The organism is Amycolatopsis sp. NPDC005003 (assembly GCF_053600695.1).
On sequence record NZ_JBSGAI010000061.1, the window covers coordinates 1 to 24,029 of the forward strand.

Annotated in this window: 26 protein-coding genes; 15 read left to right on the forward strand and 11 right to left on the reverse strand. The window is 70.4% G+C overall.

Going from position 1 to position 24,029, the window contains the following annotated elements; all coding sequences use genetic code 11:
- The first annotated feature begins 279 nt into the window (after window positions 1–279).
- Complete coding sequence (locus ACWED2_RS42870) at window positions 280–1,119, forward strand: VOC family protein (RefSeq protein ID WP_449696249.1); 840 nt, start codon at window positions 280–282, stop codon at window positions 1,117–1,119.
- Window positions 1,120–1,220: 101 nt separating this feature from the next.
- On the opposite strand, the gene ACWED2_RS42875 is transcribed toward ACWED2_RS42870, so the two are convergent.
- Complete coding sequence (locus tag ACWED2_RS42875; protein ID WP_449696250.1) at window positions 1,221–1,913, reverse strand: hypothetical protein; 693 nt, start codon at window positions 1,911–1,913, stop codon at window positions 1,221–1,223.
- A gap of 240 nt (window positions 1,914–2,153) precedes the next feature.
- A complete protein-coding gene (locus ACWED2_RS42880) occupies window positions 2,154–2,834 on the reverse strand; it encodes a TetR family transcriptional regulator (protein WP_449696251.1) in 681 nt (226 codons plus the stop codon).
- 75 nt (window positions 2,835–2,909) lie between these two features.
- On the opposite strand from ACWED2_RS42880, the gene ACWED2_RS42885 reads away from it, so the two are divergent.
- The 3 genes from ACWED2_RS42885 to ACWED2_RS42895 all read left to right on the forward strand — a co-directional run bounded on the left by ACWED2_RS42885 (window position 2,910) and on the right by ACWED2_RS42895 (window position 6,631).
- A complete protein-coding gene (locus ACWED2_RS42885) occupies window positions 2,910–3,395 on the forward strand; it encodes an SRPBCC family protein (RefSeq protein WP_449696252.1) in 486 nt (161 codons plus the stop codon).
- Window positions 3,392–3,772: a DUF1304 domain-containing protein gene (locus ACWED2_RS42890; RefSeq protein WP_449696253.1), complete on the forward strand. Its 381-nt coding sequence runs from the start codon at window positions 3,392–3,394 to the stop codon at window positions 3,770–3,772. The genes ACWED2_RS42885 and ACWED2_RS42890 overlap by 4 nt, the downstream gene beginning before the upstream one ends.
- Window positions 3,773–3,970: 198 nt before the next feature.
- Entirely contained in the window at window positions 3,971–6,631 is a 2,661-nt protein-coding gene (locus ACWED2_RS42895; RefSeq protein ID WP_449696254.1) for a hypothetical protein, read from the forward strand.
- A gap of 43 nt (window positions 6,632–6,674) precedes the next feature.
- On the opposite strand, the gene ACWED2_RS42900 is transcribed toward ACWED2_RS42895, so the two are convergent.
- Window positions 6,675–7,364, reverse strand: a complete 690-nt coding sequence (locus ACWED2_RS42900) for a signal peptidase II (protein WP_449696255.1) — start codon at window positions 7,362–7,364, stop codon at window positions 6,675–6,677.
- Window positions 7,365–7,592: 228 nt separating this feature from the next.
- Between ACWED2_RS42900 and ACWED2_RS42905 the strand changes: the two genes are divergently transcribed.
- The 3 genes from ACWED2_RS42905 to ACWED2_RS42915 all read left to right on the forward strand — a co-directional run bounded on the left by ACWED2_RS42905 (window position 7,593) and on the right by ACWED2_RS42915 (window position 10,143).
- Window positions 7,593–8,093 (forward strand): SigE family RNA polymerase sigma factor, encoded by a 501-nt coding sequence (locus ACWED2_RS42905; protein WP_449696256.1) that lies wholly within the window; start codon window positions 7,593–7,595, stop codon window positions 8,091–8,093.
- On the forward strand, window positions 8,093–9,145 hold the full coding sequence (locus ACWED2_RS42910; protein ID WP_449696257.1) for a hypothetical protein: 1,053 nt from the start codon (window positions 8,093–8,095) through the stop codon (window positions 9,143–9,145). The genes ACWED2_RS42905 and ACWED2_RS42910 overlap by 1 nt, the downstream gene beginning before the upstream one ends.
- A 143-nt stretch (window positions 9,146–9,288) precedes the next feature.
- Window positions 9,289–10,143, forward strand: coding sequence for a DUF1963 domain-containing protein (locus ACWED2_RS42915; RefSeq protein ID WP_449696258.1), 855 nt, complete (start codon window positions 9,289–9,291; stop codon window positions 10,141–10,143).
- A 17-nt stretch (window positions 10,144–10,160) separates the two neighbouring features.
- Here ACWED2_RS42915 and ACWED2_RS42920 read toward each other — a convergent pair whose 3' ends face one another.
- From ACWED2_RS42920 to ACWED2_RS42930, 3 genes are all read right to left on the reverse strand, one after another.
- Window positions 10,161–11,063, reverse strand: a complete 903-nt coding sequence (locus ACWED2_RS42920) for an endo-beta-N-acetylglucosaminidase H (RefSeq protein ID WP_449696259.1) — start codon at window positions 11,061–11,063, stop codon at window positions 10,161–10,163.
- Between the two features lie 137 nt (window positions 11,064–11,200).
- Entirely contained in the window at window positions 11,201–11,947 is a 747-nt protein-coding gene (locus ACWED2_RS42925; protein WP_449696293.1) for a zf-HC2 domain-containing protein, read from the reverse strand.
- 89 nt (window positions 11,948–12,036) lie between these two features.
- On the reverse strand, window positions 12,037–12,567 hold the full coding sequence (locus tag ACWED2_RS42930) for a sigma-70 family RNA polymerase sigma factor (protein WP_449696294.1): 531 nt from the start codon (window positions 12,565–12,567) through the stop codon (window positions 12,037–12,039).
- A gap of 190 nt (window positions 12,568–12,757) precedes the next feature.
- Here ACWED2_RS42930 and ACWED2_RS42935 point away from each other — a divergent pair, with 190 nt between their 5' ends.
- The 4 genes from ACWED2_RS42935 (at window position 12,758) to ACWED2_RS42950 (ending at window position 17,340) form a co-directional block, all read left to right on the forward strand.
- The gene (locus tag ACWED2_RS42935) at window positions 12,758–12,964 is read left to right on the forward strand and encodes a heavy-metal-associated domain-containing protein (RefSeq protein ID WP_449696260.1); all 207 of its coding nucleotides are present in this window, start codon (window positions 12,758–12,760) and stop codon (window positions 12,962–12,964) included.
- A gap of 125 nt (window positions 12,965–13,089) precedes the next feature.
- The gene (locus ACWED2_RS42940; protein ID WP_449696295.1) at window positions 13,090–15,288 is read left to right on the forward strand and encodes a heavy metal translocating P-type ATPase; all 2,199 of its coding nucleotides are present in this window, start codon (window positions 13,090–13,092) and stop codon (window positions 15,286–15,288) included.
- Between the two features lie 124 nt (window positions 15,289–15,412).
- Window positions 15,413–16,744 carry a PepSY-associated TM helix domain-containing protein gene (locus ACWED2_RS42945; RefSeq protein ID WP_449696261.1) on the forward strand — a complete coding sequence of 444 codons (1,332 nt, stop codon included), beginning with the start codon at window positions 15,413–15,415 and terminating at the stop codon, window positions 16,742–16,744.
- On the forward strand, window positions 16,741–17,340 hold the full coding sequence (locus ACWED2_RS42950; protein WP_449696262.1) for a DUF5134 domain-containing protein: 600 nt from the start codon (window positions 16,741–16,743) through the stop codon (window positions 17,338–17,340). The genes ACWED2_RS42945 and ACWED2_RS42950 overlap by 4 nt, the downstream gene beginning before the upstream one ends.
- A 3-nt stretch (window positions 17,341–17,343) precedes the next feature.
- On the opposite strand, the gene ACWED2_RS42955 is transcribed toward ACWED2_RS42950, so the two are convergent.
- The 4 genes from ACWED2_RS42955 to ACWED2_RS42970 form a co-directional block, all read right to left on the reverse strand.
- Window positions 17,344–17,487: a hypothetical protein gene (locus ACWED2_RS42955; protein WP_449696263.1), complete on the reverse strand. Its 144-nt coding sequence runs from the start codon at window positions 17,485–17,487 to the stop codon at window positions 17,344–17,346.
- A gap of 110 nt (window positions 17,488–17,597) precedes the next feature.
- Window positions 17,598–18,011, reverse strand: a complete 414-nt coding sequence (locus tag ACWED2_RS42960; protein ID WP_449696264.1) for an ATP-binding protein — start codon at window positions 18,009–18,011, stop codon at window positions 17,598–17,600.
- Window positions 18,012–18,362: 351 nt separating this feature from the next.
- Window positions 18,363–18,719, reverse strand: coding sequence for a hypothetical protein (locus ACWED2_RS42965; protein ID WP_449696265.1), 357 nt, complete (start codon window positions 18,717–18,719; stop codon window positions 18,363–18,365).
- Between the two features lie 14 nt (window positions 18,720–18,733).
- Window positions 18,734–20,221, reverse strand: a complete 1,488-nt coding sequence (locus ACWED2_RS42970) for a hypothetical protein (RefSeq protein WP_449696266.1) — start codon at window positions 20,219–20,221, stop codon at window positions 18,734–18,736.
- Between the two features lie 181 nt (window positions 20,222–20,402).
- Here ACWED2_RS42970 and ACWED2_RS42975 point away from each other — a divergent pair, with 181 nt between their 5' ends.
- A complete protein-coding gene (locus tag ACWED2_RS42975) occupies window positions 20,403–20,696 on the forward strand; it encodes a ribosomal protein L7/L12 (protein ID WP_449696267.1) in 294 nt (97 codons plus the stop codon).
- A gap of 43 nt (window positions 20,697–20,739) precedes the next feature.
- On the opposite strand, the gene ACWED2_RS42980 is transcribed toward ACWED2_RS42975, so the two are convergent.
- On the reverse strand, window positions 20,740–21,237 hold the full coding sequence (locus ACWED2_RS42980; RefSeq protein ID WP_449696268.1) for a SigE family RNA polymerase sigma factor: 498 nt from the start codon (window positions 21,235–21,237) through the stop codon (window positions 20,740–20,742).
- Between the two features lie 152 nt (window positions 21,238–21,389).
- Here ACWED2_RS42980 and ACWED2_RS42985 point away from each other — a divergent pair, with 152 nt between their 5' ends.
- The 3 genes from ACWED2_RS42985 (at window position 21,390) to ACWED2_RS42995 (ending at window position 24,028) form a co-directional block, all read left to right on the forward strand.
- Entirely contained in the window at window positions 21,390–22,268 is an 879-nt protein-coding gene (locus ACWED2_RS42985) for a hypothetical protein (protein ID WP_449696269.1), read from the forward strand.
- Window positions 22,269–22,434: 166 nt separating this feature from the next.
- Window positions 22,435–22,797 carry a YciI family protein gene (locus ACWED2_RS42990; protein ID WP_449696270.1) on the forward strand — a complete coding sequence of 121 codons (363 nt, stop codon included), beginning with the start codon at window positions 22,435–22,437 and terminating at the stop codon, window positions 22,795–22,797.
- A gap of 4 nt (window positions 22,798–22,801) precedes the next feature.
- Complete coding sequence (locus ACWED2_RS42995; RefSeq protein WP_449696271.1) at window positions 22,802–24,028, forward strand: RNA polymerase sigma factor; 1,227 nt, start codon at window positions 22,802–22,804, stop codon at window positions 24,026–24,028.
- Window position 24,029: the final 1 nt, after the last annotated feature.

Here is a 24,029-nt window from a genome sequence, read left to right on the forward strand (position 1 = left end):
CCGTTGAACGCGTCCATCGACGACTCGGCGATGCCGATGCCACCGGCCCAGCCGTAATCACCATTGCCCGCGGTGAACGCGCCCGGCCCGTCCGGATCCTTCTTCGCCTCGACGACGAGCGGATTCCCCTCCGGCATCACGCCTCCCAGCGCTTCCTCGACGACTCCATATTGACGCACCGCGGGAAATCCGGGTTCCGATCCGCGGGCGATTGCGCCGTTCAGACCAGCCACGCGGGTGCGAGACCCGGCGGCGAGTTGACGACGCGAAGGAGCTCGCGTGGCCTCTGATGCCTGGAACGACCGGTGCCGGCCGGGGCAGGCGACGCAGACGGAGGTCGTGCGCACTCTGGAGCGGATGTCCGTCAGTGCACTGGCAGGCACCGGAGCGACCGCGGCCTTCTCTTCGCTCGAGCTGAGCACCAAGTACGGCACCGAGCCGGGCAGCATCGTGCTCGGCCGGGTCGTTCCGTTCGGCATCGGCGCGGTGGTCGGCCGGCTGGTTACTGTTCGCAGGATGAACTTCCTTGACCATGTTCTTCTGGGAGTGCGCGATCTCGAGGTGGCGGCGGACCGGTTCCGCCACGAGTGGGGTCTGGGAACTGTGCCCGGTGGCTCGCCGGTTCCGGGGGTCGCCAATGCGGTTGTCCCTCTCGAACCGCCGGTGTATCTGGAGCTCGTCACCGCCACCGACCCCGGTGCCAGCGAGGCCGCGGCGCGTTTGGCCGCTGTGACCGCGGCCGGAGATCGCCTGTTCACCTGGGCGATGGAGCCGGACGATCTCGACGCTTGCGCGGCGAGTTTGGGGGTCGAACCGGTGAGCGGCGGCGGAGACACCGGGCGGTGGCGTTTGCTTGGCGAGGTGGAACAGCAACGGCCGTTCTTCATCGAGTACGACATCGCTCGCGCCGCTCGTATTGAGGGTTGGCAACGTACTTATGCCAAGGCGATGCATGACTGTGCACCCGGCCGCGTGACGTATCTGGAGGTCGGCGGCGACGAGTCTCGTATGCGGCAGTGGGTGGGCGAGGTTGATGTGCCGTTGCGCTGGGTCGGCGGTGAACCGCGCCTCGCGGCGGCGGGCATCGCGACCACTCGAGGCGAGATCGTGGTGCGCTGAGGGCGGGGCAGCCGAAGTTGATGTTGCCGACGACAGCTTGTAATGCCCGGAATGTCCTGTCAACGACATGTTCCTGGCACGCCGCGGCCGGATGCGTGGCGTTACGTGGTCGACCGGGGGATGGGGATCTCGGCGTTGAGCACGGTCGTGCCGGTGGTGTCGGTGGCCAGCAGGGTCAGGCGTCCGGAGTGCGCCGGGGGTTCCGGGAACCATTGCATTCGCTGCCGGTCGAGGTGGTCTCCCGATTCGGCCGAGCCGCCGGTCCGGCGGTACGCGGTACCGAGCTCGTCGCGCAGCTCCCAGGTGAGATCGGCCAGCGGCGAGCCGGTGACCGGCCGGCCCGGTCGCTCCGTGGTCTGTCCGCGGCGTTGGCGTTTCATCCACTCCAGGTGCGCACGCGCGGCCTGCGCCCGCCTGTCGCGGTGCTCCGGACCGGGGTTCGTGGAGACGTCGACCGAGAACCGGTCGCTCCACAGCTCCGCCGAGATCAGCGTCACCGGCCGTCCGTCGAGTTGCCCGAGCTGTCGCGGTCCCGCCAGCACGCTCCGCAACGTCGGCGGCTCGCGCGGCTCGGCCGGCTCCTGTTCGACGACCGGCGCCGAACCCTCCCGCACAGCCACGGGAGCGAAGGTGCCCGCGGCCTGCGAAGACGACGCCGACACCGACACCGACCGGACTTCCGGCATGATCCCGGCCTCCTCGAGGGTCTCGAGTGCGGCCCTTTCCTGCTCGTCGGTGAGCACTCCGGTGTCACCGAGCGCCTCGACCTGCGCCGCGAGCCGGCTTCCCAGCATGCGTAACGGATCCACGGAAACCACACCGGCGGATCGTGCACGCCGGGCGCGGCTCACCCCGGCCACGGCCGGTCGGAAGACCTGCGCCAACCACTGTTCCCCGGACAGCATCCCGGCTCCATTTCCGCCGTCGGTGGCTTCGCGTTCACACCGGCATTGTGCCCAGCGGCGCTGTCACCGCGCACGCCACTTTCCGGGAACCTTGCCGAGGGGAGGCGGATACGGGTTGCTGAAGGCAGGTCAGCGTGGTTTCGCGGGTGCCGGGAAGGTGGCCAGTCCGGCTTCGGCCAGGCGAGCGGCGCGGCGGACCTCCTTGGCTACGGCGTCGATCGCGTCCGGCACGGGGTGGCCGGGGCGGACGTGGGTGCGGAGGGCGCGGAACTGGACCCGCCACAGGCCGAGGAGCGTCGCCGCGGCGAGCTGGGGTTCGGGGTCGTCGGGGCGCAGCCCGGTCCGGGTGGCGAGCGCTTCGGCGGCGATGTCGACGAACCGGTCGGCGATGTCACTCTGGTATGCCCGCAGCGACGGGGTGTTCCGGATCAGGTCGCCGAACTTCCGGTACTGGGCCAGCGCGCGGTCGGTGCCGGCGGCGAGAGCCGTGGCGAGGCCGTCGAGTTCGTGGTCGAGGATCGTCAGCATCGCGCTGACCGGGGTCAGCGCGAGGTCCGGCAGGTGGGTGCGCAACGCGTCGGCCGTTGCCTCGAGCCGGTCCAGGAGCAGCGCTTCCTTGCTCGGGAAGTAGTTGAAGACGGTCTTCTCGGACACTCCGCACGCTTCGCCGACGTCGGCCACCCGGACGGCGTCGAAGCCGCGTTCGAGGAACATCCGTGCGGCGGTGTCGGACAGCTGCCGGCGCATCGCGCGTTTCTTGCGCTCGCGCAGCCCCTCCGCGGCCGGCCGGCCGGTCCCCGTTGTCGTCACGCGGCCATCCTACTTCAGTCACCAGAAAAGTTCTGCTACAGTAATTTTATAGCCACTGAAGTTAAGGAGTCTGCCGTGTCCGAGATCCACATCGTCCGCGACTACCCGCACTCGCCCCTGAAGGTCTGGCGGGCCATGACCGACCCGGAGCTGATCCCGTACTGGACCTCGACCGGGAAAGGCGCCCGCGCCGAGGGGTTCGAGCCGGTGGTCGGCAACCGGTTCCGGTTCGTCGCCAAGTCGATGCCCGGCTGGCGGGGGATCGTCGACTGCGAGGTGCTGGAGGTCCGCGAGCGGGAACTGCTGCACTACACCTGGGTGGGCGCGGAGGGGGAGACACCCAGCCACGTCCGCTACCGGCTCGAGCCCACCGCCGAAGGAACCCGCTTCACCTACCACCACACCGGGTTCACCGGCATCGGCGGGTTCGCCATGGCCAAGCTGCTCGGCTCGGTCCGGACCAAGATGCTCACCGTCGGCGTGCCCGCCCTGCTCGCCGAACTGGACGAGACCGGCGCACTGCTCCCGGACGCGCCCCTGCGGCTGGCCCGGCCCCGATGAACATCCCGGCCCAGATATTCGCGCTCGTCACGGCGCTGATGCACCTGTGGATCTTCACGATGGAAAGCGTCCGCTTCAGCCGCCCCGAGGTGCACGCCATGTTCGAGGTGCGCGCGGCGGACCTCGACATCGTCCGCCCCTGGGCGTTCCACCAGGGCTGCTACAACGCACTCCTGGCCCTGCAGGTGCTCGCCGGGCTGACCGCGGCCCACTCGGGAGCGATCGCGGCGGGCCAAGCCCTCGTCCTGGCCGCCGGCGTGTCCATGCTCGCGGCGAGCGTGGCGCTGATCGCCTTCGACCCCCGCCGCGCGCGGCTCAAGGGCCTGATCGGCCAGGGTGCACCCGCCCTGGCCACCCTCATCGCCCTGATGGCCTGAGCCGCACGTCCGCGTGTGACGTCGTTCACAGGTGGTCACAGCCGGGCGGCGGGCGGTGTCTGGCGGGCATGACGAACACGGAGCAAACCTCGGTGTTGATCACCGGAGGCAACCGCGAACGGCGGCGTGTACCACGGAACGCCTGCGGCAGCTGTTGCCTGCCGTAACAGCTTTCCCCGCCGAGCGACTGACTCCGATGTGACCGAAGCCTCCAAGGTGGCGCCGAGCCGGCAGGAGTTGTTCGACGAACTGGTTGCCGCGGCCATCGGCACCGACGAGATCACCCACAGCCTTCGGCAGGCAAGAGGCGTCGACGAGCACTACCTTCGGCAGCGGTGTGCCACCGAGCGCACTCGGCTGTGGCGCGAGGCCTCGGAGGCCGCATACGACTACGACGAAATGGCCCGCCGCCACGATCGCACTACCGCCCGCCATCCCGTGCTCGCGGCGGTGCGCGAGGTGTTGACGTCGACTCCGCTGCAGCATGCGGGCGCACTCGTCGGCTTGTTGCTCGTGATGTTCGCTTGGGTGGTCTACGCCCCGGGGCCGCTGGGCGTGGTCCCTGACCAGCGACTGCTCGGCGCCGCCATCGCTGTCGTCGCTGCTGCGTTGTTCGCCAGGTGGCTCGCGGCGAGGTCGAGGGTGCTGCGTCGGACACAGCGTGCCGTCGACGTCTTCCTGGTTCCGGCGATGGCGGTGACCGCGATCGTGCTGTTCGTTCTCGCGGTCGTGTGCTTCGTTCCGTCGGACGTCGTGCAACGTGTTCACGCGTCCGGGCAGTGGGGCGAAGCTCTGTTGATCTTGCTGGTGGTCTGTTGCGTGACCATCCCGTTCGCGAGGACGATCCGGGAGTCACGATGGGAGGAGCCGCATCTGCCGCCCTGGCGCCGCGTACCCCCGATCCTGGCCGCGCGTCCTCCTGCCGGGAGTGTTTCCAGATGGCCCGTCGGGATCCTGGCAGCCACAATCGGCGTCACGGGCGTTCTCGGGGACGGCACTACTGAACCGGCGATGCCGGTTTTGGTGGTCGGAAATCCGAACCCCGGTTTGCTCGACGCCGGCCTCGGCCTGATCGCTCTGAGCGCCCTGGTCGCGTTGACGGGCTTCCCGCTGTGCCCCACCCGGTTGATTCGCCGGCATTACGTGGCAGCGCGCCGCCGGGTGTCGCAGCTCCTCACGAACACGGCGATCCTGCCGTTCCTCCGCACCGAGATCAACAAGCACACCCAGGTGCTGGACGTCGAGATCGACGTGCGGGAGGCGCCGGGGTTGGGGCAGCTCTCCGACCCGGCCTACCTGGTACCGACGGCGGCGGCCGCGAGAGTGGGGAAGCTGCTCGAGTCGATGCCCGGAGGCAGCATCGGGCTTGCCGGGGCCCGCGGAGCCGGCAAGACCACCTTGATCGAGTCGTATTGCGCCGGGCAGCGCCGGTTGACCGGCAGCCTGGCGACGATGGTGTCCGCGCCGGTCGAATATGCGCCGCGGGAGTTCCTCCTCCACCTCTACGCGAAGATCTGCCAAGAGGTCATCGGGCCGCAGCCGGACCTCGGCGGACTCGACGTCTCCGCGGCCCGGCGGGGGCGCGGGCGATCGCGGCTGCTCGTGTCCGGGCTGCTGCTTCTCCTGGTCGGCGTCGCGCTGACGGTTTTGTACAACGCGGATGTGCGGATTCCGGCGCAGATCGCTTGGGCCCTGGTTTTCCTCTTTTCGGGGCTGGTGCTGGTGGGAAGCGCGGCCGGCGCTCGGCAGGGGCAGTTGCCGAGCCACGGCCTGCGTGGCGTCGCTGCCGAACGGCTGGAGGAGATCCGGTTCCAGCAGTCGTTCAGCTCGACGTGGTCCGGGGCGGTGAAGGTGCCGCTCGGGCTGGAGGCCACGATCGGCGGCGGCCGAGGACTGACCCGGCAGGCGCTGCACCTGCCGGAAATCGTCGACTCGCTGCGCGACTTCTTGACGCTCGCGGCCCGCGAAAACCCGGTCGTGATCGGTATCGACGAGCTGGACAAGATGCAGTCGGAGACCGCCGCGGAGCAGTTCCTCAACGAGATCAAGAGCATCTTCGGCGTTCGGGGGTGTTATTTCCTCGTCTCGGTGTCGGAAGAGGCGATGAGCAGCTTCGAGCGCCGGGGGCTGCCGTTCCGGGACGTCTTCGACAGCACTTTCGACGAGATCGTCTGGTTCGAGCACCTCAGCGCCACCGAAGCGATCGCGAGCATCGACCGCCGGGTGCTGCTGATGCCGGCACCGTTCAAACAGCTGTGCTTCGCCTTGTCGGGCGGCCTCCCCCGGGAGCTCATCCGCGCGGCGCGCCTCGTGCTGGACGCACAGGAACCGCACGGCCCGACGGGGTTGTCCCGGCTCGCTGGAGACCTGGTCGCACAGGACGTCGCGCGCAAGGCACGCGCGGTCGGTGTCGCTGTCCGCCGGATCGATCTCGAGCCGGACGTGGGCTGGTTCTTGTTGAAGTGCGCCAGTGTCCGAGACGCCGCTGTCGACGCCGGTACGTTGCTTCGGCTCATCGACGAACTGCTGCCGATGCCCCGGTCCCGCGCACAAGCGGAGTCGACCGAGCCGGCCGCGAGTACGTTCCTCAAGCTCATCGGCGAACTGGCGTGCTTCCTCTATTACGCGGCCACCGTCCTCGAGTACTTCGACGAGTCGGCCGACGGAGCACGCTGGCGCGACGCATCGGCGCTGCACCTGCTCGCCCAGGCGCGGCAGGCGTTTTCGACCAGCACCAGAGTGGCGTGGGAGGGCATCTCCTCATTCCGCACCTCGTGGACGATGAAGGCGATCCCCTTCCCGCCGGCTCTCGAGCCCCGGTACCGACCGGTACGCGGGTCCGCGACCGATGAGGTGTGAACCGGACATCGCTCCGGCGTGGGCTTGTTCGGCAAGAAGCCGGTCATCGGGTGCTGCTGCCGCCGGGGGAGTGGTTCGGTGTGGTCACGCCGCCGTAGTTCAGCGCGCCGAAACCGACGACAAGGACGAGACAGGTGGCGGTGGCTACTCCGGACAGCCATGTTCGACGTCGATGGTGGCGTGCCGGGGGTGCGGGGGACGCGGCTGGGGGCCGGTTGGCGGACAAGGTGCTGGCAATCACGGCGAGGATGAACAGAAGCGTGGCACAGACGATGAACACGTCGGCCAGGTTGTAGCGAATCGGGCCGAGCGCGATGAAGTCGACCGCTCCGCGCACGCTGCCCGGGGCGGTCAGGTAGTGCAACCCCAGGCGGTCGAACAGATTGCTGATCCAGCCACCGACCATGAGGCCGGCGGGAACGAGGATGACCGCTGACGGTCGGCGGCGGATCAGGACGACGGCGGCGGCAGTCAGCACGCCGAAGCCCATCAGGTCGAGCAGCGCGCCGGTGGTCGGGTCGGCGTACCAGTGACTGATCGTGTCGCCGACGAGGAAGTTGCCGCCGTAGTTGATTTTCGCTCCGGGTGCGTGCCGCCAGGCCCACCACTTGCCGAGTTGATCCACCACGGTGACCACCGCCAGCAGGGCAAGCACCGCCGGTCGGTGCGCCAATCCACCGTTCGGTGTCACCTGGGTCGGGCGGACAGCGGCTGTCGTCGAGTCGTCGCTCATGATCGCGTCCCCTGGCGGTAGCGGTCAGTGTGCTTCTTGTCGCCCAGGGTGATTGGTGATTATTGCGAAATCTTTACGATCAGTAACCTTCTGTGTGCCAACTTTCCACGAAGCCGGCCCAGGAGCTGTCACCTCCCACCGGACCTGGCCGGGCTGCGCACTCGACGACGTGACCGGAAGTTCTGCGTGGCGGTACACGGATCGTGCCCGGCGGCAGTCTTCATAGTGATGGCTGACTACGAGGACTTCGTCCGGGCGCACCTGCCGCGGTTGCTGCGCTACGCGACGATGCTGACCGGGGAGCGGGAACAGGCCGCTGACCTGGTGCAGGACGTGCTGGTCAAGGCGTACCGACGGTGGTCGCGCGTCAGCGACGCCGAACACCCCGACCGCTACGTCCTGAAGATGGTGACCAACGACTACCTGTCGTGGCGGCGCAGCCGGCCGGCCCGGCTGATCGTCGTGGGCGACCCGCCGGACGAGGCGCGGCCGGATGACTTCGCGTCGGACCACGCGGCCCGCGAGGACATGTGGCAGCGCCTGGCGCGGCTGCCCCGGCGCCAGCGCGCGGTCGTGGTGCTCCGGTACTACGAGCAGCATGCCGACGCCGACATCGCCGACCTGCTCGGCTGCGCCCAGGCCACCGTGCGGGCCCACGCCCGCAAAGCTTTGACGACCTTGCGACACGGCCTGAGCGCCGACCGGATGGCCCAGGCGAAGGAGAGCTGATGGACATCGAGAACCTGATCAAAGACACCTTCACCGCCCACGAACCCGACGCCCCCGACAGCGACCAGGTGCTGGCGGCCACGCGTCAGCGCCTCGACCGCAGGCGCGCCGTGGTGAGCCCTCCGCTCGCGGCCGGCGCCGGGGTGGTCCTGCTCGCCCTGGCCGCGGTCGGCGTCGTCGCGCTGAACCGGCCCGCGCACGACGACCAGGTCGCCACGGGCAGCAGCCCGAGCAGCGGTCCGGCCGCCGTCGCGGCACCGGTCAAGCCCGCCATCGCGGAGCTGACCATGCCCTACTCGCTCGGCTGGCTGCCACCGGGCAAGGCCGACTACCTCGTGCACCGGATCAACATCGGTGGCAGCGCGGCGAACCCCGACAAGCCGGTGTACGGCGGCGAGTACATGCTGAACGTCACGTCCGGGCGTCAGGTCCTGCTCGTGGACGTGCAGGAAATGCGGATGATGCGGGTCGAGCACGCGACCTTCAAGTCCGGTCCGGGCCGGCCCGTCACCATCGGCGGGCGGGCCGGTGTGGAGAGCTCGCACTCCGGTGGCCCGGGCGGCTACGAGGTGTACCTGACCCACCCCGACGGCGGTGCGCTGTACGTCAACGTGGCCGCGCAGCCGGGCAGCACGGCGTCGGAGCAGCAACTGATCGACGCGGGCCGCCGCGTCGCGGAGAACGTCACCTTCCCGGGCACGACCACCGTCACCCCGGCGTTCGGCCTCGGCAAGCTGCCCGACGGCCTGCGGATGTGCGCGTTCGACGTCGAGAAGGGCGGCCCGAGCGGTCCGACCGTTCTGCGCACGGGCTACTCGGTGGGCACGTGCAGCGCCCTGCCGCCGGTCCAGGTGCACACCGGCGAAACCGTCCAGGTGAGCGGCACCGCGGGGCGACCGGTCCAGGGACGCGAGACTCGTTATGTGGACGAGAACGGTTATCGCACGGTCTGGATCCTCAAGGCCGTCCACGACGCGCCGATCGCCGTCGCGGGTCAGAGCACGCAGGCGGAGCTGTACGCCATCGCCGACCACCTCGTCCTGCCCCGCTGAGGTCCCGTAGGTCCTCTTCGGACGTGACCGGGGAGGACCCGCGGACCGCCTCCTGGGGGTGGCGGTCCGCAGGGGGCCGTGGCAGCCGCGCTGCTTCCGGTCGTCGCGGACGCGGCTGACAGCATGATGCCATGATGAGCCGGGTGAGCTTTGCGAAAGCCTGCGCGAGGGTGCGGGAACTGTGCGTCGAGCAGCTGGGTCAGCATGTCGGGACACAGGTCGCGGCACTGGCCGAACCCGGGTTCGGGCTGCGTCCGGTGAAGCCGGGCATCGCCGCGGCCGGCCTCGGCCGGTGGGGCGGTTCGGCGTTGCTGAATCCCGGCACGCCGTGGCCCGAGCACGACGGCGTTCCGCTCAGCCTGTTCGCCGTCCTGGACGTCGATGCGCTCGGCTCCTGGCTCGGTGACGAACGCCCACCCGACGGGCTGCTGAACATCTTCTTCTTCGAGCCGGACATCCGGCGCGGATACGTGCTCGAGGGTGCGCCTCTCCTGGACTTGGACGACCCGCGGTGCTGCCGGATCATCCCGGCGGACCCGGCACTGGCGATCGAGCGGGCAGCACCCGCGCCGGCATCGATCCACGCCCCGGAGCCGTTCTACGCGGTGCCTGTCGTGACGTTGCCGTCGATGCGCGGAGTGTCCTACGACCCGGTCCTCGACACGGTCGACTACGGCGGAGTGACCGAAGACTCCAGCCACTACCGGTCGATGCCAGGCTGGTTCGCTTCGGACCGGCTCGGCGATGCCTGGCTCGAGTTCTGTGAGCGTGAGCAGGGTCTGTACAAGTACGAGGACGTGTCCTTCGCACCCGACCAGGCGTTCGGCTGGCCGCACCTGGAGAACAGCTTCCCCCAGCTGGAGGAGCCGTACCGCCACGTCATCACCATCGGGCACCACGACCTCGGCGACGGCGGCTACGTGCACTTCGTCCTGCCGGCGAAGGCGTTCCGCGACGGGGACTACGAGCAGGCAGTGGCCTTGTACGAGGGTTTCTAGCGTGGCAACCGAGGTGGCTAGGGCCGGTACACGGCGTCCTTGCCGTACAGAGGCTTGGTGAAGCTGGAGATGTAGGTGTGTGAGTCGGCGGCGCCCAGGTTGTAGGTCAGGTACACGCCGTAGCCTTCGCTCACGGTTCGCTGAGCGAGGCTCGCGGCGGTGCTGGTGGATGTCGCCGCGATCTGGACCGCGGCGGGGGAGAGCCCGGATTTGGGGAGGGCGATGTTCGGTACGCCCCAGGTGCCGTAGTACGGGTTCCAGGCGTAGTTGAACTTCGCGGTGATGTCGGTGCCGCCGTAGGACAACCGCGATGCCGCCGGGCCGATGTTGTACAGCGAGATCAGCTTGGTGGGCATCGCCGCGCGCAGGGCGGTGACGAGGTGGACGAAGGAGCCGGCGTTGGGTTGGCCGGTGCCGTTGTTGCCGTACTCGGCGTATTCGTCGTCGAAGTCGATGCCGTCGAGCCCGTACTTGGTCACGGTGTCGGACAGCTGCTTGGCGAAGGCCGCGGCCGCTTGCTGGGACGGGAAGTTGGCGAACCCGGCGCCCTGGTGGTTGCCGAGGACCGACAACATGACCTTGATGCCGTTGGCCTGCAGCGGGCGGACTTGGGTGCTCACGTTGTCGAGGACGCGCTGGACGTTCGGGTTGAAGTACAGGTACGCCGACTTCGTCGCGGTGTCGTAGTTGATGTTGGCGGCGAAGATCACGCCGATGTCGAACACGTTGCCACCGCTTTGGGCGAGCGTGTACTTGCCCACGTTCAGCATGCTGTTGCTGTTCACCTCGACGTAGGCCACGGTGATCGGCCCGGTTTTGCGCGGCGCGGCGGCCGCACCGGCCGCACTCGTGCCTGTCATCGTGGCCGCGAAGAGGGCGGCGCCTGCCAGCAACGCGGTGATCCGGCCAAGCTTGACCACGGTAGCTCAACTCCTGACGAGTGGTTTGAACCAATGTCCATGTAGGTGCTTTTCCGGCACCTTGTCAAGAGAAGTGATCGAGCAACGCGCCCGGTACCTCGATCGGCCCACGCCGTTCGTCGGACCGGGCGCGGGCATCAGGCCGCGCGGCGGCGGCCGGCGGGCAGGTGCGGGAACCGGCGGCGCGGACCTCGGCCGCCGTTCTCGGCGGCCGGTGGCTCCCAGCCGAGCTCGGCTTCGTCGTGCGCGGTGGGCTCGGCGCGCGTGCTCGGGCCCGGTGTCGACGTGCGGCGGTGCCGTCGACGGACGCCGTAGAGGAGCCCGACGCCGGCCACGAGCAAGCCGTGTGAAAGCACGCGGGACACGGTGACCTGGCCGTCGGACAGGTCGATGCCCGACATGATGCCGAGGACGGCCACGAAACCGGCCAGGGCGGGCAGCAGCCCCGATGCCGTCGCCGGGCGCAGCGCCGCCCAGAGCAGGCCGAAACCCACCGCGAGGTTCCAGGCCGCGCTCTCGTTGCCGAGGTGCGCCGCCATCGCCGTCATTCCGCCGTGTTCGGCGTGCCCCACGTCCGCACCGAGCAGTTCGGCGAGGCCGAGGCCGCTTTGCACGAGCGCGACGAGGGCCAGGGCGATCCGCAGGCCCCAGCGCGGCGCCGGCGGGGCCGGGACCTCGGTGAGGATGCGTCCGGTGAGGTCCGGCACCTGCGGCGCTTCGCGGACCAGCAGCAGCCGCCGCAGCCGGACGGCGTCGTCCTGCCAGGCCCGGCACTGCGGGCAGCCCGCCAGGTGACGATCCACCACCTGGTCCGGCAGCGAACCCGCTTCACCGTCGATCCGGGCGGAGATCGCTTCGCGGAAGTCGGAGCAGTTCACCTTCACATGGTCGCGCAACGGCTCCTCCGAGTTCCCGCCGAGGTCGCCGAAACCTGCGGCTGTCCGACCGGGACGCCGTCCGGCGATCCCGGGAGTCAACCGACCGCCGGGTATCCCGGCCGGATCCCGGCCAGCGCGGCCAGGAGGTCTTCTCTGGCACGGGCGACGCGGGAGCGGATGGTGCCGACCGGGCAGCCGCAGATCCGCGCGGCATCCACATAGGACAGTCCAAGCGTCTGGGTGAGCACGAAGGCGTCGCGCCGGTCCGGGTCGAGGGCCTGGACGAGCTGGTCGAGGACGACCTGCTCGTCGAACCGCTCCGCACGGGTGGGCTCGGCGCGTTCGGCCGCGGCTTCCCAGTCGGTCACCGGCGACCGGCGCGGGCGGGCCCGGAGGGCGCGGATGTGGTCGGCGACCGTCCGCCGCGCGATGGACAGCAACCAGGTCCGGGCCGAGGAGTCACCCTTGAACCGGGGCAGGCTGCGCAGTGCCCGCAGGTAGGTCTCCTGGCTCAGGTCGTCCGCGGACTGCCGGTCGCTGAGCCCGGCGACGAACCGCCAGACCGAGGGCTGCGTGGCGCGGAGGAACCGTTCGAGGGCCGCGGGGTCACCGCGCCCGGCGAGCAGCGCTCACCGCGTGATCTCGGCGTCGTCCGCACGTTCTGGCGTCACACTCGCTACTACGGCGGCCACCCCGATCCGGTTGAAAACGATCTTGAGGAAAATCGGCGGGAACCATCCGGGCCGCGCAGCCGACCATGTCACGGCGAGGGCACTGCCCCGTCACGACACGGCCTCGGCCGGGAAGGTGGACGACATGACCCAGACGACCTACGCGGTGACCGGGATGTCCTGCGGGCACTGCGCCAGTTCGGTCCGCGAGGAGCTCGGCGAACTGCCGGGTGTCCGCGAGATCGACGTCGACCTCGGCACCGGCAACGTCCTGGTCACCAGCGAGACGCCCCTCGATTTCGGCCAGGTCGAGCAGGCGGTCCGCACCGCGGGCTACCAGCTCGTCCGATGACCGCCGGAGGCCGTCGAGCCGACTTCACCGACCCCGTCACCGCTCCCGTCCGGGCCGCCGATCCCGGCAAGCTCGACGTCCGGGACGCGGTAGCCGCGGCGGAGATCGAACTGGTCGTCGGCGGCATGACCTGCGGGTCGTGCGCCGCGCGGATCGAGCGCAGGCTCAACCGGCTCGACGGCGTGGAAGCCAGCGTCAACTACGCGACGGAGAAGGCGCTCGTGCGGGTGCCGCCGTCGATGACGGCCGACGACGTGATCGCCGCGGTCGAGGCGGCCGGCTACACCGCCGCTCCTCCTGCGCCGCCCGAGCCGGAAAGCGCTTCCGAGCCGCCGGCCGACGCCCTGCGCCGTCGCCTGCAGCTGTCGGCGCTGCTCGGCGTGCCGGTCATCCTCGTGGCCATGGCGCCCGTGGTGCAGTTCCCCGCCTGGCAGTGGGTTTCCCTCGTCCTGGCCACGCCGGTGGTGCTGTGGGGCGCATGGCCGTTGCACCTGGCCGCCTGGACGAACCTGCGGCACGCGACGGCGACCATGGACACCCTGGTCTCGATGGGCGTGGCCGCGGCCTACCTGTGGTCGCTCTACGCGCTGTTCTTCGGCGGGGCCGGTGTCATCGGCGTGCGGCACGAGTTCGCCCTCTTCGCCGGCCACGACGTCGACGGGATCTACTTCGAAGTCGCCGCCGGCGTCACGCTGTTCATCCTGGCCGGCCGGTATTTCGAGGCCCGGTCCCGCCGCCGCGCCGGCGCGGCGCTGCGGGCCTTGCTCGACCTCGGCGCCAAGTCCGTGGCCGTGCTGCGCGACGGCCGCGAGGAGCGCGTCCCGATCGAGCGGCTCCGGGTCGGCGATCTGTTCGTGGTCCGGCCGGGGGAGAAGATCGCCACCGACGGGGTGGTCGTCGACGGTGCCTCCGCGGTCGACCTGAGCCTGGTCACCGGGGAAGCGGTGCCGGTCGAGGTCGGTGCCGGCGCCGAGGTGGTCGGCGCGACGGTCAGCATGAGCGGGCGCCTGGTCGTGCGGGCGACCCGGGTCGGCGCCGGGACGCGGCTCGCGCGCATCGCGGCGATGGTGGACCGAGCGCAGAGCGGCAAGGCCGGCGTGCAGCGGCTCGCCGACCGCGTGTCGGCGGTGTTCGTGCCCGTCGTGCTGGCGCTTTCGGTGGCGACACTGGGTTTCTGGCTCGTCTCCGGCGCCGGGACCGGGATGGCGTTCACCGCCGCGGTGGCCGTGCTGATCATCGCCTGCCCGTGTGCGCTGGGGCTGGCCACCCCGACCGCGCTGCTCGTCGGCACCGGCCGCGGGGCCCAGCTCGGCGTGCTGGTCAAGGGGCCGGAGATGCTGGAGTCGACGCGGCGGGTCGACACCGTCGTGCTCGACAAGACCGGCACGGTGACCACCGGGAAGATGACCCTGGCCGGGATCAAGACCGCCGACGGCGTCCCGCCCGACCTGGCGCTGCAGCTGGCCGGCGCCCTGGAAAGCGCTTCCGAGCACCCGATCGCCGTCGCCGTGACCGACGCCGCCCGCCGCCGGTTCGGCGACGTCGGCCAGGTGCGCGAGTTCCGGACCGTCGCCGGGTACGGCGTGCTCGGCCGCGTCGACGGCCACCGCGTCGTCGTCGGCCGCCCCGAGCTCCTGCAACGGCTGTCGGTCCGGGTGCCCTCGACGCTGATCAAGGTGAAGCAGCAGGCCGAACGGGCCGGGAACACCGCGGTGCTCCTCGCCTGGGACGGTTTCGCGCACGCGGTGCTGGTGGTGGCCGACACGGTCAAGCCGACCTCGGCGCCCGCGGTGTTCCAGCTGCGCCGGCTCGGTCTCACGCCGGTGCTGCTCACCGGCGACAACGAGGCCGTCGCCCGGGCGATCGGGAAGGAAGCCGGCATCACCGAGGTGATCGCCGGTGTCTCGCCGGAGCAGAAGGTCGAGGTGATCGCGAACCTTAAGGCGCAGGGCCGGGTGGTCGCGATGATCGGCGACGGCGTGAACGACGCGGCCGCGCTCGCGACCGCCGATCTCGGGCTCGCGATCGGGACCGGCACGGACGCCGCGATCGAAGCCGCCGACCTGACCCTGGTCCGGGGCGACCTGATGGCGGCGGTCGACGCGATCCGGTTGTCCCGCCGCACTTTGGCGACGATCAAGGCGAACCTGTTCTGGGCGCTGGCGTACAACGTGGCGGCGCTGCCGCCGGCGGCGGCGGGGCTGCTCAACCCGATGATCGCGGGCGCGGCGATGGCGGCCTCGAGCTGCCTGGTGGTGTCGAACAGCCTGCGCCTGACCCGGTTCCGGGGAACCGCGGCGCGGCAACCTGTTCCGGCGGGGTGACCGCAACCGCGTCGCACCACGGCACGACCTGAAGCCGCGCGGGGTGGGCCGCGTCACCGAAGTGCCGGGAACTCGGCGCGGCCGGCAGCCGACTGATACCTCCGAGGCAGGCGAAAGGAGCTCGATGTCCGTCGACCAGAGCGAAGAGCGCACGGCTGAGGCACCGTCCGAGCCCCGGTTCACCTGGGCGGCGGTTCGCCCGCTGCTGCTGCGGCTGCACTTCTACGCGGGGGTGTTCGTCGGCCCTTTCCTTTTGGTCGCGGCGCTGACCGGGCTGGCCTACATCTGGACTCCGCAGGTGGAACAGGCCGTCTACGACCACGAGCTGCACGTCCCGGCCGCGCCCGGAGCCGTGCCGCTGGCGCAGCAGGCGGCGGTCGCGAAGGCGGCGGTGCCGGACGGGACGATCACCGGGATCCGGCCCGGGCCGGCGCCGACGGATTCGACGCAGGTGATCTTCGACCGGCCGGGGCTCGAGCCGAGTTTCCACCACACGGTGTTCGTCGATCCGCACACCGGCGGGATCCGCGGGCAGCTGGAGACCTACGGTTCGGGGCAGGCGTTGCCGTTGCGCGGCTGGATCGACGGGCTGCACGCCAACCTGCGGCTGGGTGAGTTCGGCCGCTGGTACAGCGAACTCGCGGCGAGCTGGCTGTGGGTGGTCGTGCTCGCGGGGATCGCGCTCCGGGCCGGGAGCCGGAACCGGAAGAAGTCCCGGAGCGCGCGGGGACGGCTGCTCTCGTGGCACCGCATGACCGGCCTGGTGATCGCCGCGGGCTTGCTGTTCCTGTCGGCCACGGGGCTGACGTGGTCGGAGCACGCGGGTGACAGCATCAGCGAGCTGCGGGCGCAACTGGACTGGACGACGCCGTCGGTGCCGGCCGCGCTGCCCGCGGCCGCTCCCCAAGGCGCCGACGTCGGAATCGACGCCGTGCGCGCGGCGACGCTGCGGGCCGGGTTGGCGGATCCGGTGGAGATCCGGCCGCCGTCCGCGCCGGGCAAGGCATACGTGGTGGCGCAGGTCGGCCGGACCTGGCCGACGAAGGCCGATTCGATGGCCGTCGACCCGGCGACCGGCCGGATCACCGCCACGCTGCGGTTCGCCGACTATTCGTTGGCTGCCAAGCTTTCCAGGTGGGGGATCGACGCCCACATGGGCCTGCTGTTCGGGGTGGCCAACCAGATCGTGCTCACCGGGGTGGCGGCCGGGCTGATCGCGGTGATCTTCTGGGGCTACCGGATGTGGTGGCTGCGCCGCCCGACCCGCGGTGAGACGCGAGCCGGACGTGCGCCGAAGCGGGGAACGTGGCGCCGGATTCCCGGGCGGGTGTTCGCGCCGTTCTTGGTGGTGACGGCGGTGGTGGGCTACTACCTGCCGGTGTTCGGGTTGTCGCTGCTGGCTTTCCTGGTCGTGGACCTGATCGTCGCGGCGCGTCGGCAGGAGGCGGCGGCGTGATCGAGGCGACCGGGCTGCGGTGGATCGTGACCGTGGTGTTCGTGGCGGCCGGAGCTTTCTGCCTCTACCGCTGCGTCCGGCAGGGGCCGGCGACCAGCCGGGTCGGCGACGTGCTGCACGTGGCGATGTGCGCGGCCATGGTGGCGATGGTGTGGCCGGCCACGATGGGCCTCGCCGGCCTCCCCCAGGTGGCGTTGTTCGGGTTCGCCGCGGCGTGGTTCGCCGTGGCCACGGTCCGCGGCGGCGCGCACGGGAGCCGGTGGCACCCCGGCTACCACGCGGTGATGATGCTCGCGATGGTGTGGATGGTGTTCGCCATGCCCCGCGCGATGGTCGGCAGCGGCGCGGCGACGACCATGGACATGCCGGGCATGGAGGGCATGGCGATGGCCCTGCCCTCGGCCGGCGGCGTCCCCGCCGACGTGGTGATCGTCGCGCTGACGCTCGCGATCGCGTTCGGTCTGGCGGGGACGGCGTTCCTGGCCCGCGTGGTCGACGGGGCCCGGGTCGCGTCGCCGCCGGTGCGGACGGCCGGGTGGGGTGCCGACGCCCTGATGGGCCTCGGCACCTGCGTTCTGCTGCTGGCGATGCTGTGAGCGTCAGGCCGGGCTGAGGACCTGGTCCAGCACCCCGGCCTTGACGTCGGCGACGAGCACCGCGAGCTGGCCGGCGCTCATTTCGATCTTCTGGCCGAAGTCGTCGGTGATGACGATCCGCCGCTCGGCGGGGGCGGCTTCGGCCACGTACAGCTCCGGACAGCCGCAGTTGCACGATCCGGTGACAGCACCGAGGTCACGGTTTCGGTGGCCGAACGCTCACGGGCCGGTTGCCGGCCGGGGAGTCGGACGCCGGCTCAGCCGGCGGCGCGGGTGAGGTCGATTTCGGCCCACACGGTCTTCCCGGTCGGCCGTTGCGACTGGCCCCAGGACACGCTCATGGCGGTGACCAGTTTGAGCCCATGGCCACCGTCGGCCGAGGGTGGCCGGGGGCAGGCGGGGTCGACACAGGTGTCGTCGACTTCGACCGAGAGCCAGTCGCGTTTGCGCAGCAAGCGGACCTGGCGGGGTGGCTTCCCGTGCCGGAGCGCGTTGGAGGTCAGCTCGTCGACCACCATCAGCGCGTCCACCCGCTGGTCCTCGGGCAGATCCTGGAGCAACCGATCGGCCCAGGCACGCACCCTGGCCAGCTCGGCGAGGTCGTCGGCGACCTCGAGGGCGATGACGCGCAACGAGTCGTCGAGCTGTGTCGTCTGCTGTTCGGTCGGCATCGGGGCAGGACCCTTTCCTGATGGCGGCCGCACGTCCGGTCCGTGGAGCCGATTTCGGGGTGATTACCCGGTGCGCGCTCGACCATGCGCGCAATGGCCATTCCGATCAGCGCAGCCGGGCCACCAGCGCCAGCCAGGTTGCCGCTTCGGTGCGGTCGGCGGGTGGTTTCAACCGCTGCGCCGCCACCGCCGGGCAGGTGCGACGCCGCGGCCTGGAGGCACTTGAGGCGTGTTCCAGGCCGAACTGGTACTGCCCAGCCGGCCGGGAACTCAATCAGGTCTGGGTCCCCCGGTCGAAGGCAGAGCCCGATACGGTCCGCCGCATCTCGGCGAGGACCGTGGCGCTCTCTGCTACCGGAACGGCCAGAACCGACCGGTCCGCCTCGTCCTGTTGTCGATGTAGAAGACGCCGTGATCCCCGTTCGCCATTGTTCCGATTTTGAACGTTTTTCCGGTGAACATGACTTTGCCGGCAGGGGCAGCTGGTGTTCCGCCTTCGGCTCCGCCTGACGCGGCCGGCGCGGGATGGCGTGGAGACTGGCTGAAGATCGTCGACGTGACGGTGCCGCCGACAGTCAGCACGAGGGTCAGCACGCTCGACCATTTGTCGTTCTGGTCCAGGGTGTGCAGAGCCAGGAAGGTGATCAGCGAGAGAAAGGCGATGGCAGCGGCGGTGGCGGCGATGACACGCCTTGTGCGCTTCGACATGAAGACTCCCGTGTCTAGAAGGATCGGCCTATGGACGGTCCGCCGAGTGTTCCGTTCTCCGGACCGGGGACGGAAGAAGGATCGAAGCTCGGTGCCGGCGGCTCGAAGGAGAAACGCAGGACACTCGACTCCGTCCGTTCCTCGGTGGCCTTGGTGGAAGTCGATGTCGGACGGAGGTGCAGGTCTTTGCGGATCGGCCGGAAATCGCGTACCGGCTTCGTCCGGTACACCTCTCCGGCGCTTTCCATCGTGACCCGGGTTCCCCGACCCTCGATGAGGGCGATCGGTTCATCCACGCGGACGCCACCGCCTGGAGTGCGGGTGGCGGAGCGGATCCGGCCGCGTGCGGCGAAGCCCTGATCGGTGATGACGGCCATCATGTCCACGGCGTGGTTCAGGGACTGGTTGAAGTCGGCTTCCTTCGCCGGATCATGGAGTGCCTGGGCGAACTCGGTGATGAGTTCGCGGTGGGTGGACAGGAGGTTCTGCAGCGGGATCGTGCCGATCGTGATTCGGTGTTCTGTTTCCGACGAGACCTGGTTGTGGTCACCGACGACCAGCACGTCGAAGCGCACTATGTCGAAAACGGCGTCCGGGCCGGTTCGGAACTGCGCCGCGGATTCGGCGCACGATCGGCCGCGCCGCGGCAGGCGCCGGAGGAAGGCCTCCTCCGCCCGCTTGTCGCCGGGGTTGCGCGCCAGGTCTGCGAGAGCCTCCTTCGCCGAGTTCGAAAGCCGGCTCGCGAAGGTCTTCGTGTCGATGCGTAGTTCCTTGACTTTGTACTGCACCTGGGAGTGCAGGTTCGTGTGGTCGCCGATCACCAGGATGTCCACGCGATCGGCGTGGACGGCGGGAATGCCCACGGCGCCGTCCAGGCCGGGCGGAAGGGCAGTGGCTGGCTCGACGACGATGGTGATGCACGGGAGCGCAGTACGGTCGGGGGCCGCGGGCTTTTGCGGAAGGATGATGAGTGGCTGCTCGCGCGTACCGGCGGATTTGGGATCGAAGCCGCCCGGGCTTCTGGGAAGCTGCGCGGAGCGGTGGCTTTCGGGACTGACTGAGCCCGGCTGCGGATTCGGAGCCAGGTCGCGTAGGCCCTCGGTGAAGGACAAGCCGAAGCTCGGTGAAGCGGTCTCCGCTCCGGTCTCGTGCTCATTCCGGTGCGGGTGATACGGCACGAACCCCGGCTGCCAGGAATCGCGCCTCCCGCCGACACCTCTTCCCGGATCGACGTGGAGCGTCCGGATCGTCCTCCGGCGAGACGTCTGCCTCGCCAGAATCCGCGCAACCCGGGGAACCCAGGGGACTACGAAGGCGACCAAGGCGCACCCGGCCACCAGGGACACCATCAGGCCGAGCATTTCCAAGGTGTCGATCGCCGCTGCCGCTATGCGCGGCAGAATTGTCAAGAAGTAACCGACCAGCTTGGCGACGGCCCAGACGACGATGATCGACAAAAAGAAAACGCCGGTTCTCTTCATGGCCTGTCCGATCCGCTGCACGAGCCCGATCTGACCAGGGTCCTCTCCATCGCTCGCCAAGAGAATGGACCGTTGGGGTGAAGAGAGCCGACGGACATGAATGCCGCCTTGACAGCACCTCGGAATGGCCGGACAGCACTTCGCCGCGCACCCCGCGGCATCCGGGTTGCGGTCGTCTCCCCGAGCCTGAACGATACCCGTTGTGGACTACGGAACGCTTTCGCTGGCTCTGGTCGTACTGGTGGCGGTCTCCTGGGTGAGCGCGGCGAGCGGGCAGCGGCAGGTCGCGCGCGTCGAACGCCGCCTCGCGCGCAACGAACGCAAGCTCGACGCGATCATGGCCCACCTCGGCATCGCCGAACCCGAGCCCGAACTGCACGAGGTGCGGCGGCTTCTGGGTGTGGGCAAGAAGATCGAGGCCATCAAGGTCTACCGCGAGCGCACCGGCGCCGGCCTCAAGGAGGCGAAGGACGCCGTCGAGCAGCTCGAGGCCTGATGCGCCGGGGGACATGGAGTCCGCGTACTGGGTTCTCGAGTGGTCAGCGGACGGCCTGCCGGCCGTTCCCGATCTGGAGGCGGAGGACGCCGAGTCCCCGGGAAATGTGGCTGCGGACGGTGCCGACCGCGCACTCGAGCAGCTCGGCGATCTCGGTGTCGTCGAGGTCTTCGTAGAAGCGCAGCACGATCGCGGCCCGCTGCGGCCGCGAGAGGGCGGCCAGCAGGTCGGCGAGCTGCCCGGCGTCGGCGATTCTCTCCGCGTGGTCGGGAACGGCCGTCTCGCCGAACCTCGTGACGTCTTCGGTGGGCTGCACGGACCGCTGGTACCAGCGGCGGCGCCAGGAGAGGTAGCCGTTGACCACCATCTTCCGCAGGTACAGCTCCGGCCGTTCGGCCGCGGTCACCCGCCGCCAGTGCTGGTGGGCGCGCACGAGCGCGTCCTGCACCACGTCCTGCGCGAGGTCGCGGTCGCCGGTCAGGACGGCCGCGAACCGCACCAATTCGGGCAACTCCTCGCGCGCGAACTCTTCGAAGTGCACATCAAGTTAGATGCCGGGACCCCACCCGGCCGTTGCGTCGCCGCCGGAATTTCCCGGCGTTCCGGATGTTCGGACGCGAGCGCAACGGATGCGCCCGGCAGCGGCATCTTAAGTGTGTGCAGTCGAAGGGTTCCGGGGCGAAGGAGAGCGTGATGACCGACCTCGACGAGTTGCGCCGCACACTGCGCGCACAGGAGTCGCTGGCGCCCGACCCCGACGCCGTCCTCGCCGTCGCCACCCGCCGGATCCGGCTGCGCCGCACGGCCGCTGTCGCCGCGGTGGTGCTCGTGGTGGCCGCTCTGGGCGCGGTGGCCGTCGGCGTGCTGGGCCGGGGGACCACGGCGGTGTCCCCGGCGTCGCGGGTGAATCCCCCGCCCGCTGTGCTGTCGGTCGCCGGGCAGGTGCCACCGCCCGCTCCGGCGATGAGCCTCGAGGACGGCTCCTGGAAGCTGCTGGCTTGGGCCACCCGCCCGCACTTCGCCGTCCTGCACTACGGGCAGGAGCACCAGTACGGGCTCGACATCGAACTCCGGGACGGCGCGGCACCGCGCGGCGCGTTGCCGGCGAAGCCTTCGGCCGCCGGGCAGCTCGCGGACCCGCGGTCGGTCAGGTGGCAGGACGGACCGGACCGCTGGGTCTGGGTGCGGACCACGAAACCGGTGCCGCCCGAGGAGATGCTCGCCCTGCTGGCGAAGATCCGCGCCACCCCGCCGGTGATCGATTCCCCGCTGAAGGCGGTGCAGGTCCCCGAGGGGCAGCAGGTGGCCACGTTCACCAGCGAGCCCGAGACCAACACCCTGGTGCTCTGCCCCGCGGCCGAGGTGGCGAAGGTCCCGCTCGACACCCGGTGCTTCTCCCTGGTCGTGTCGCTGACCAGCAGGGGAGCCGCCGGTGGCGCCGCCATGCCCGAGGATCCGCTGCCCGCACGCCGGTCGCGGACCCTCGGGGCCTACACCGTCGAAGTCGCCAGCTCGCCCGCCCACGAGCAGGCCGCTCGGACCTTGCTCGACTCGGTGCAGCTCAAGCGGTGAACCGCGGCGCGCCGCCACCCGGGCGCGGCACCTCTTCCGGCAGCCGCGAGTGCCTGGCGGCCGGGGCGTGAAAAACTTCTCCGGAGCCCGTGTCGATCCGCGAGCCGCCCGTTCGACCTGAGGGCGCACGGGCCGGGCAGCGGCCTGCCGGACGAGGAGACTCCACTTGCCGAAGTACATGCTGATCATGCGGGGCACCGACGAGTCGAACGCGGCCATGATGGCGAACATCGACGAGATGATGGCCACCAGCCGCCAGTTCATCGACGACCTGTTCAAGGCCGGCGTCTACGTTGCGGCCGAAGGGCTCGACGACCCCGCCAAGGGCGTCGTCGTCGACTTCACCGGCGAGACCCCGGTGGTCACCGACGGGCCGTACGGGGAGACCAAGGAGCTCTTCGGGGGCTTCTTCCTGATCGACGTCGCCTCGAAGGAAGAGGCCGTCGAGTGGGCCACGCGGGTGCCCGCGGCCCCCGGGGCCAAGGTCGAGGTGCGGCGGGTGCCCGGCAGCGACGAAACCCCGCAGTGACCCGATGGGCACTCCCGACGTGGAAGCCGTCTGGCGGATCGAGTCGGCCCGGATCGTGGCCGCGCTGACCCGGTTCACCGGGGACTTCGGGCTCGCCGAAGACGCCGCTCAGGAAGCGGTGGCCGAGGCGCTGGTGTCGTGGCCGCGCACCCCGCCCGCCGATCCGGCGGGCTGGCTGATGGCCACCGCCCGGCGGCGGGCGATCGACGTGATCCGCCGCCGGGTCGCCCTGCGGGACCGGTACGCCGTGCTGGCCACCGATCCGGCCGCCGGCGAGGCGGTGACCGGAGAGATCGACCCCGACCGGATCGACGACGACGTCCTGGCGCTGATGTTCGTCAGCTGCCACCCGGTGCTTTCGCCCGAAGCCAGGGTGGCCCTGACGCTGCGGGTCGTCGCCGGGCTGTCGAGCCAGGAGATCGCCCGGGCGTTCCTGGTCTCCGTGCCGGCCGTGCAGGCCCGCATCACCCGCGGCAAGAAGACCATCGCGGCGGCCGGGGTGCCGTTCGAACTGCCGCCGCCCGCCGAACGCCGGGAGCGGCTCGGCGGCGTGCTCAGCGTCCTCTACGTCATCTTCACCGAGGGGTCGACGGCCACTTCCGGCGACCGCCTGCTGCGTCCCGAGGTGGCGTACGAAGCGATCCGGCTGGCCCGCACGCTGGCCGCGCTGCTGCCCGACGAGCCGGAGGTGCACGGCCTGCTCGCGTTGTGCGAGCTGACGGCCGCGCGCTTCCCGGCCCGGACCGCCCCGGACGGTTCGCCGGTCCTGCTCGAGGACCAGGACCGGCGGAAGTGGGACGTCTCGGCGATCCACCGCGGGCTGGCGGCGCTGGCCAAGGCCTCCGCGGGCGGCCTCGGCCCGTACGGGCTGCAGGCCGCGATCGCGGCCACGCACGCGGCGGCACCTTCGGTCGAGGCGACCGACTGGGACCGGATCGTGGTGCTCTACGAAGCACTGGGCCGGGTCGCGCCGTCGCCGGTCGTCGAGCTCAACCGGGCGGTGGCCGTGGCCATGGCCTCGGGTCCGGAGGAAGCCCTGGCCATCGTGGACGAGCTGGTCGTCTCCGACCGGCTCGCGGGCTCCCACCTGGTCCCGTCCGTGCGCGGCGAGCTGCTGGCCCGCCTCGGCCGGCACCAGGAGGCGCGCGCCGAGCTGGAGCTGGCGGCCCGGCTGTGCGCCAACGAGCGGGAACGGTCGGTGTTGCTGCGGAAGGTGGCCGAGCTGCTCTGAA

What these genes read in the sequence shown, in the direction of transcription:
- ACWED2_RS42875 (WP_449696250.1), bottom strand. Translation starts at nt 1,913, where the DNA reads ATGCTGGGAAGCCGGCTCGCGGCGCAGGTCGAGGCGCTCGGTGACACC.
- ACWED2_RS42890 (WP_449696253.1), top strand. Translation starts at nt 3,392, where the DNA reads ATGAACATCCCGGCCCAGATATTCGCGCTCGTCACGGCGCTGATGCAC.
- ACWED2_RS42900 (WP_449696255.1), bottom strand. Translation starts at nt 7,364, where the DNA reads ATGAGCGACGACTCGACGACAGCCGCTGTCCGCCCGACCCAGGTGACA.
- ACWED2_RS42905 (WP_449696256.1), top strand. Translation starts at nt 7,593, where the DNA reads ATGGCTGACTACGAGGACTTCGTCCGGGCGCACCTGCCGCGGTTGCTG.
- ACWED2_RS42910 (WP_449696257.1), top strand. Translation starts at nt 8,093, where the DNA reads ATGGACATCGAGAACCTGATCAAAGACACCTTCACCGCCCACGAACCC.
- ACWED2_RS42935 (WP_449696260.1), top strand. Translation starts at nt 12,758, where the DNA reads ATGACCCAGACGACCTACGCGGTGACCGGGATGTCCTGCGGGCACTGC.
- ACWED2_RS42940 (WP_449696295.1), top strand. Translation starts at nt 13,090, where the DNA reads ATGACCTGCGGGTCGTGCGCCGCGCGGATCGAGCGCAGGCTCAACCGG.
- ACWED2_RS42945 (WP_449696261.1), top strand. Translation starts at nt 15,413, where the DNA reads ATGTCCGTCGACCAGAGCGAAGAGCGCACGGCTGAGGCACCGTCCGAG.
- ACWED2_RS42960 (WP_449696264.1), bottom strand. Translation starts at nt 18,011, where the DNA reads ATGCCGACCGAACAGCAGACGACACAGCTCGACGACTCGTTGCGCGTC.
- ACWED2_RS42965 (WP_449696265.1), bottom strand. Translation starts at nt 18,719, where the DNA reads ATGTCGAAGCGCACAAGGCGTGTCATCGCCGCCACCGCCGCTGCCATC.
- ACWED2_RS42985 (WP_449696269.1), top strand. Translation starts at nt 21,390, where the DNA reads ATGACCGACCTCGACGAGTTGCGCCGCACACTGCGCGCACAGGAGTCG.
- ACWED2_RS42995 (WP_449696271.1), top strand. Translation starts at nt 22,802, where the DNA reads ATGGGCACTCCCGACGTGGAAGCCGTCTGGCGGATCGAGTCGGCCCGG.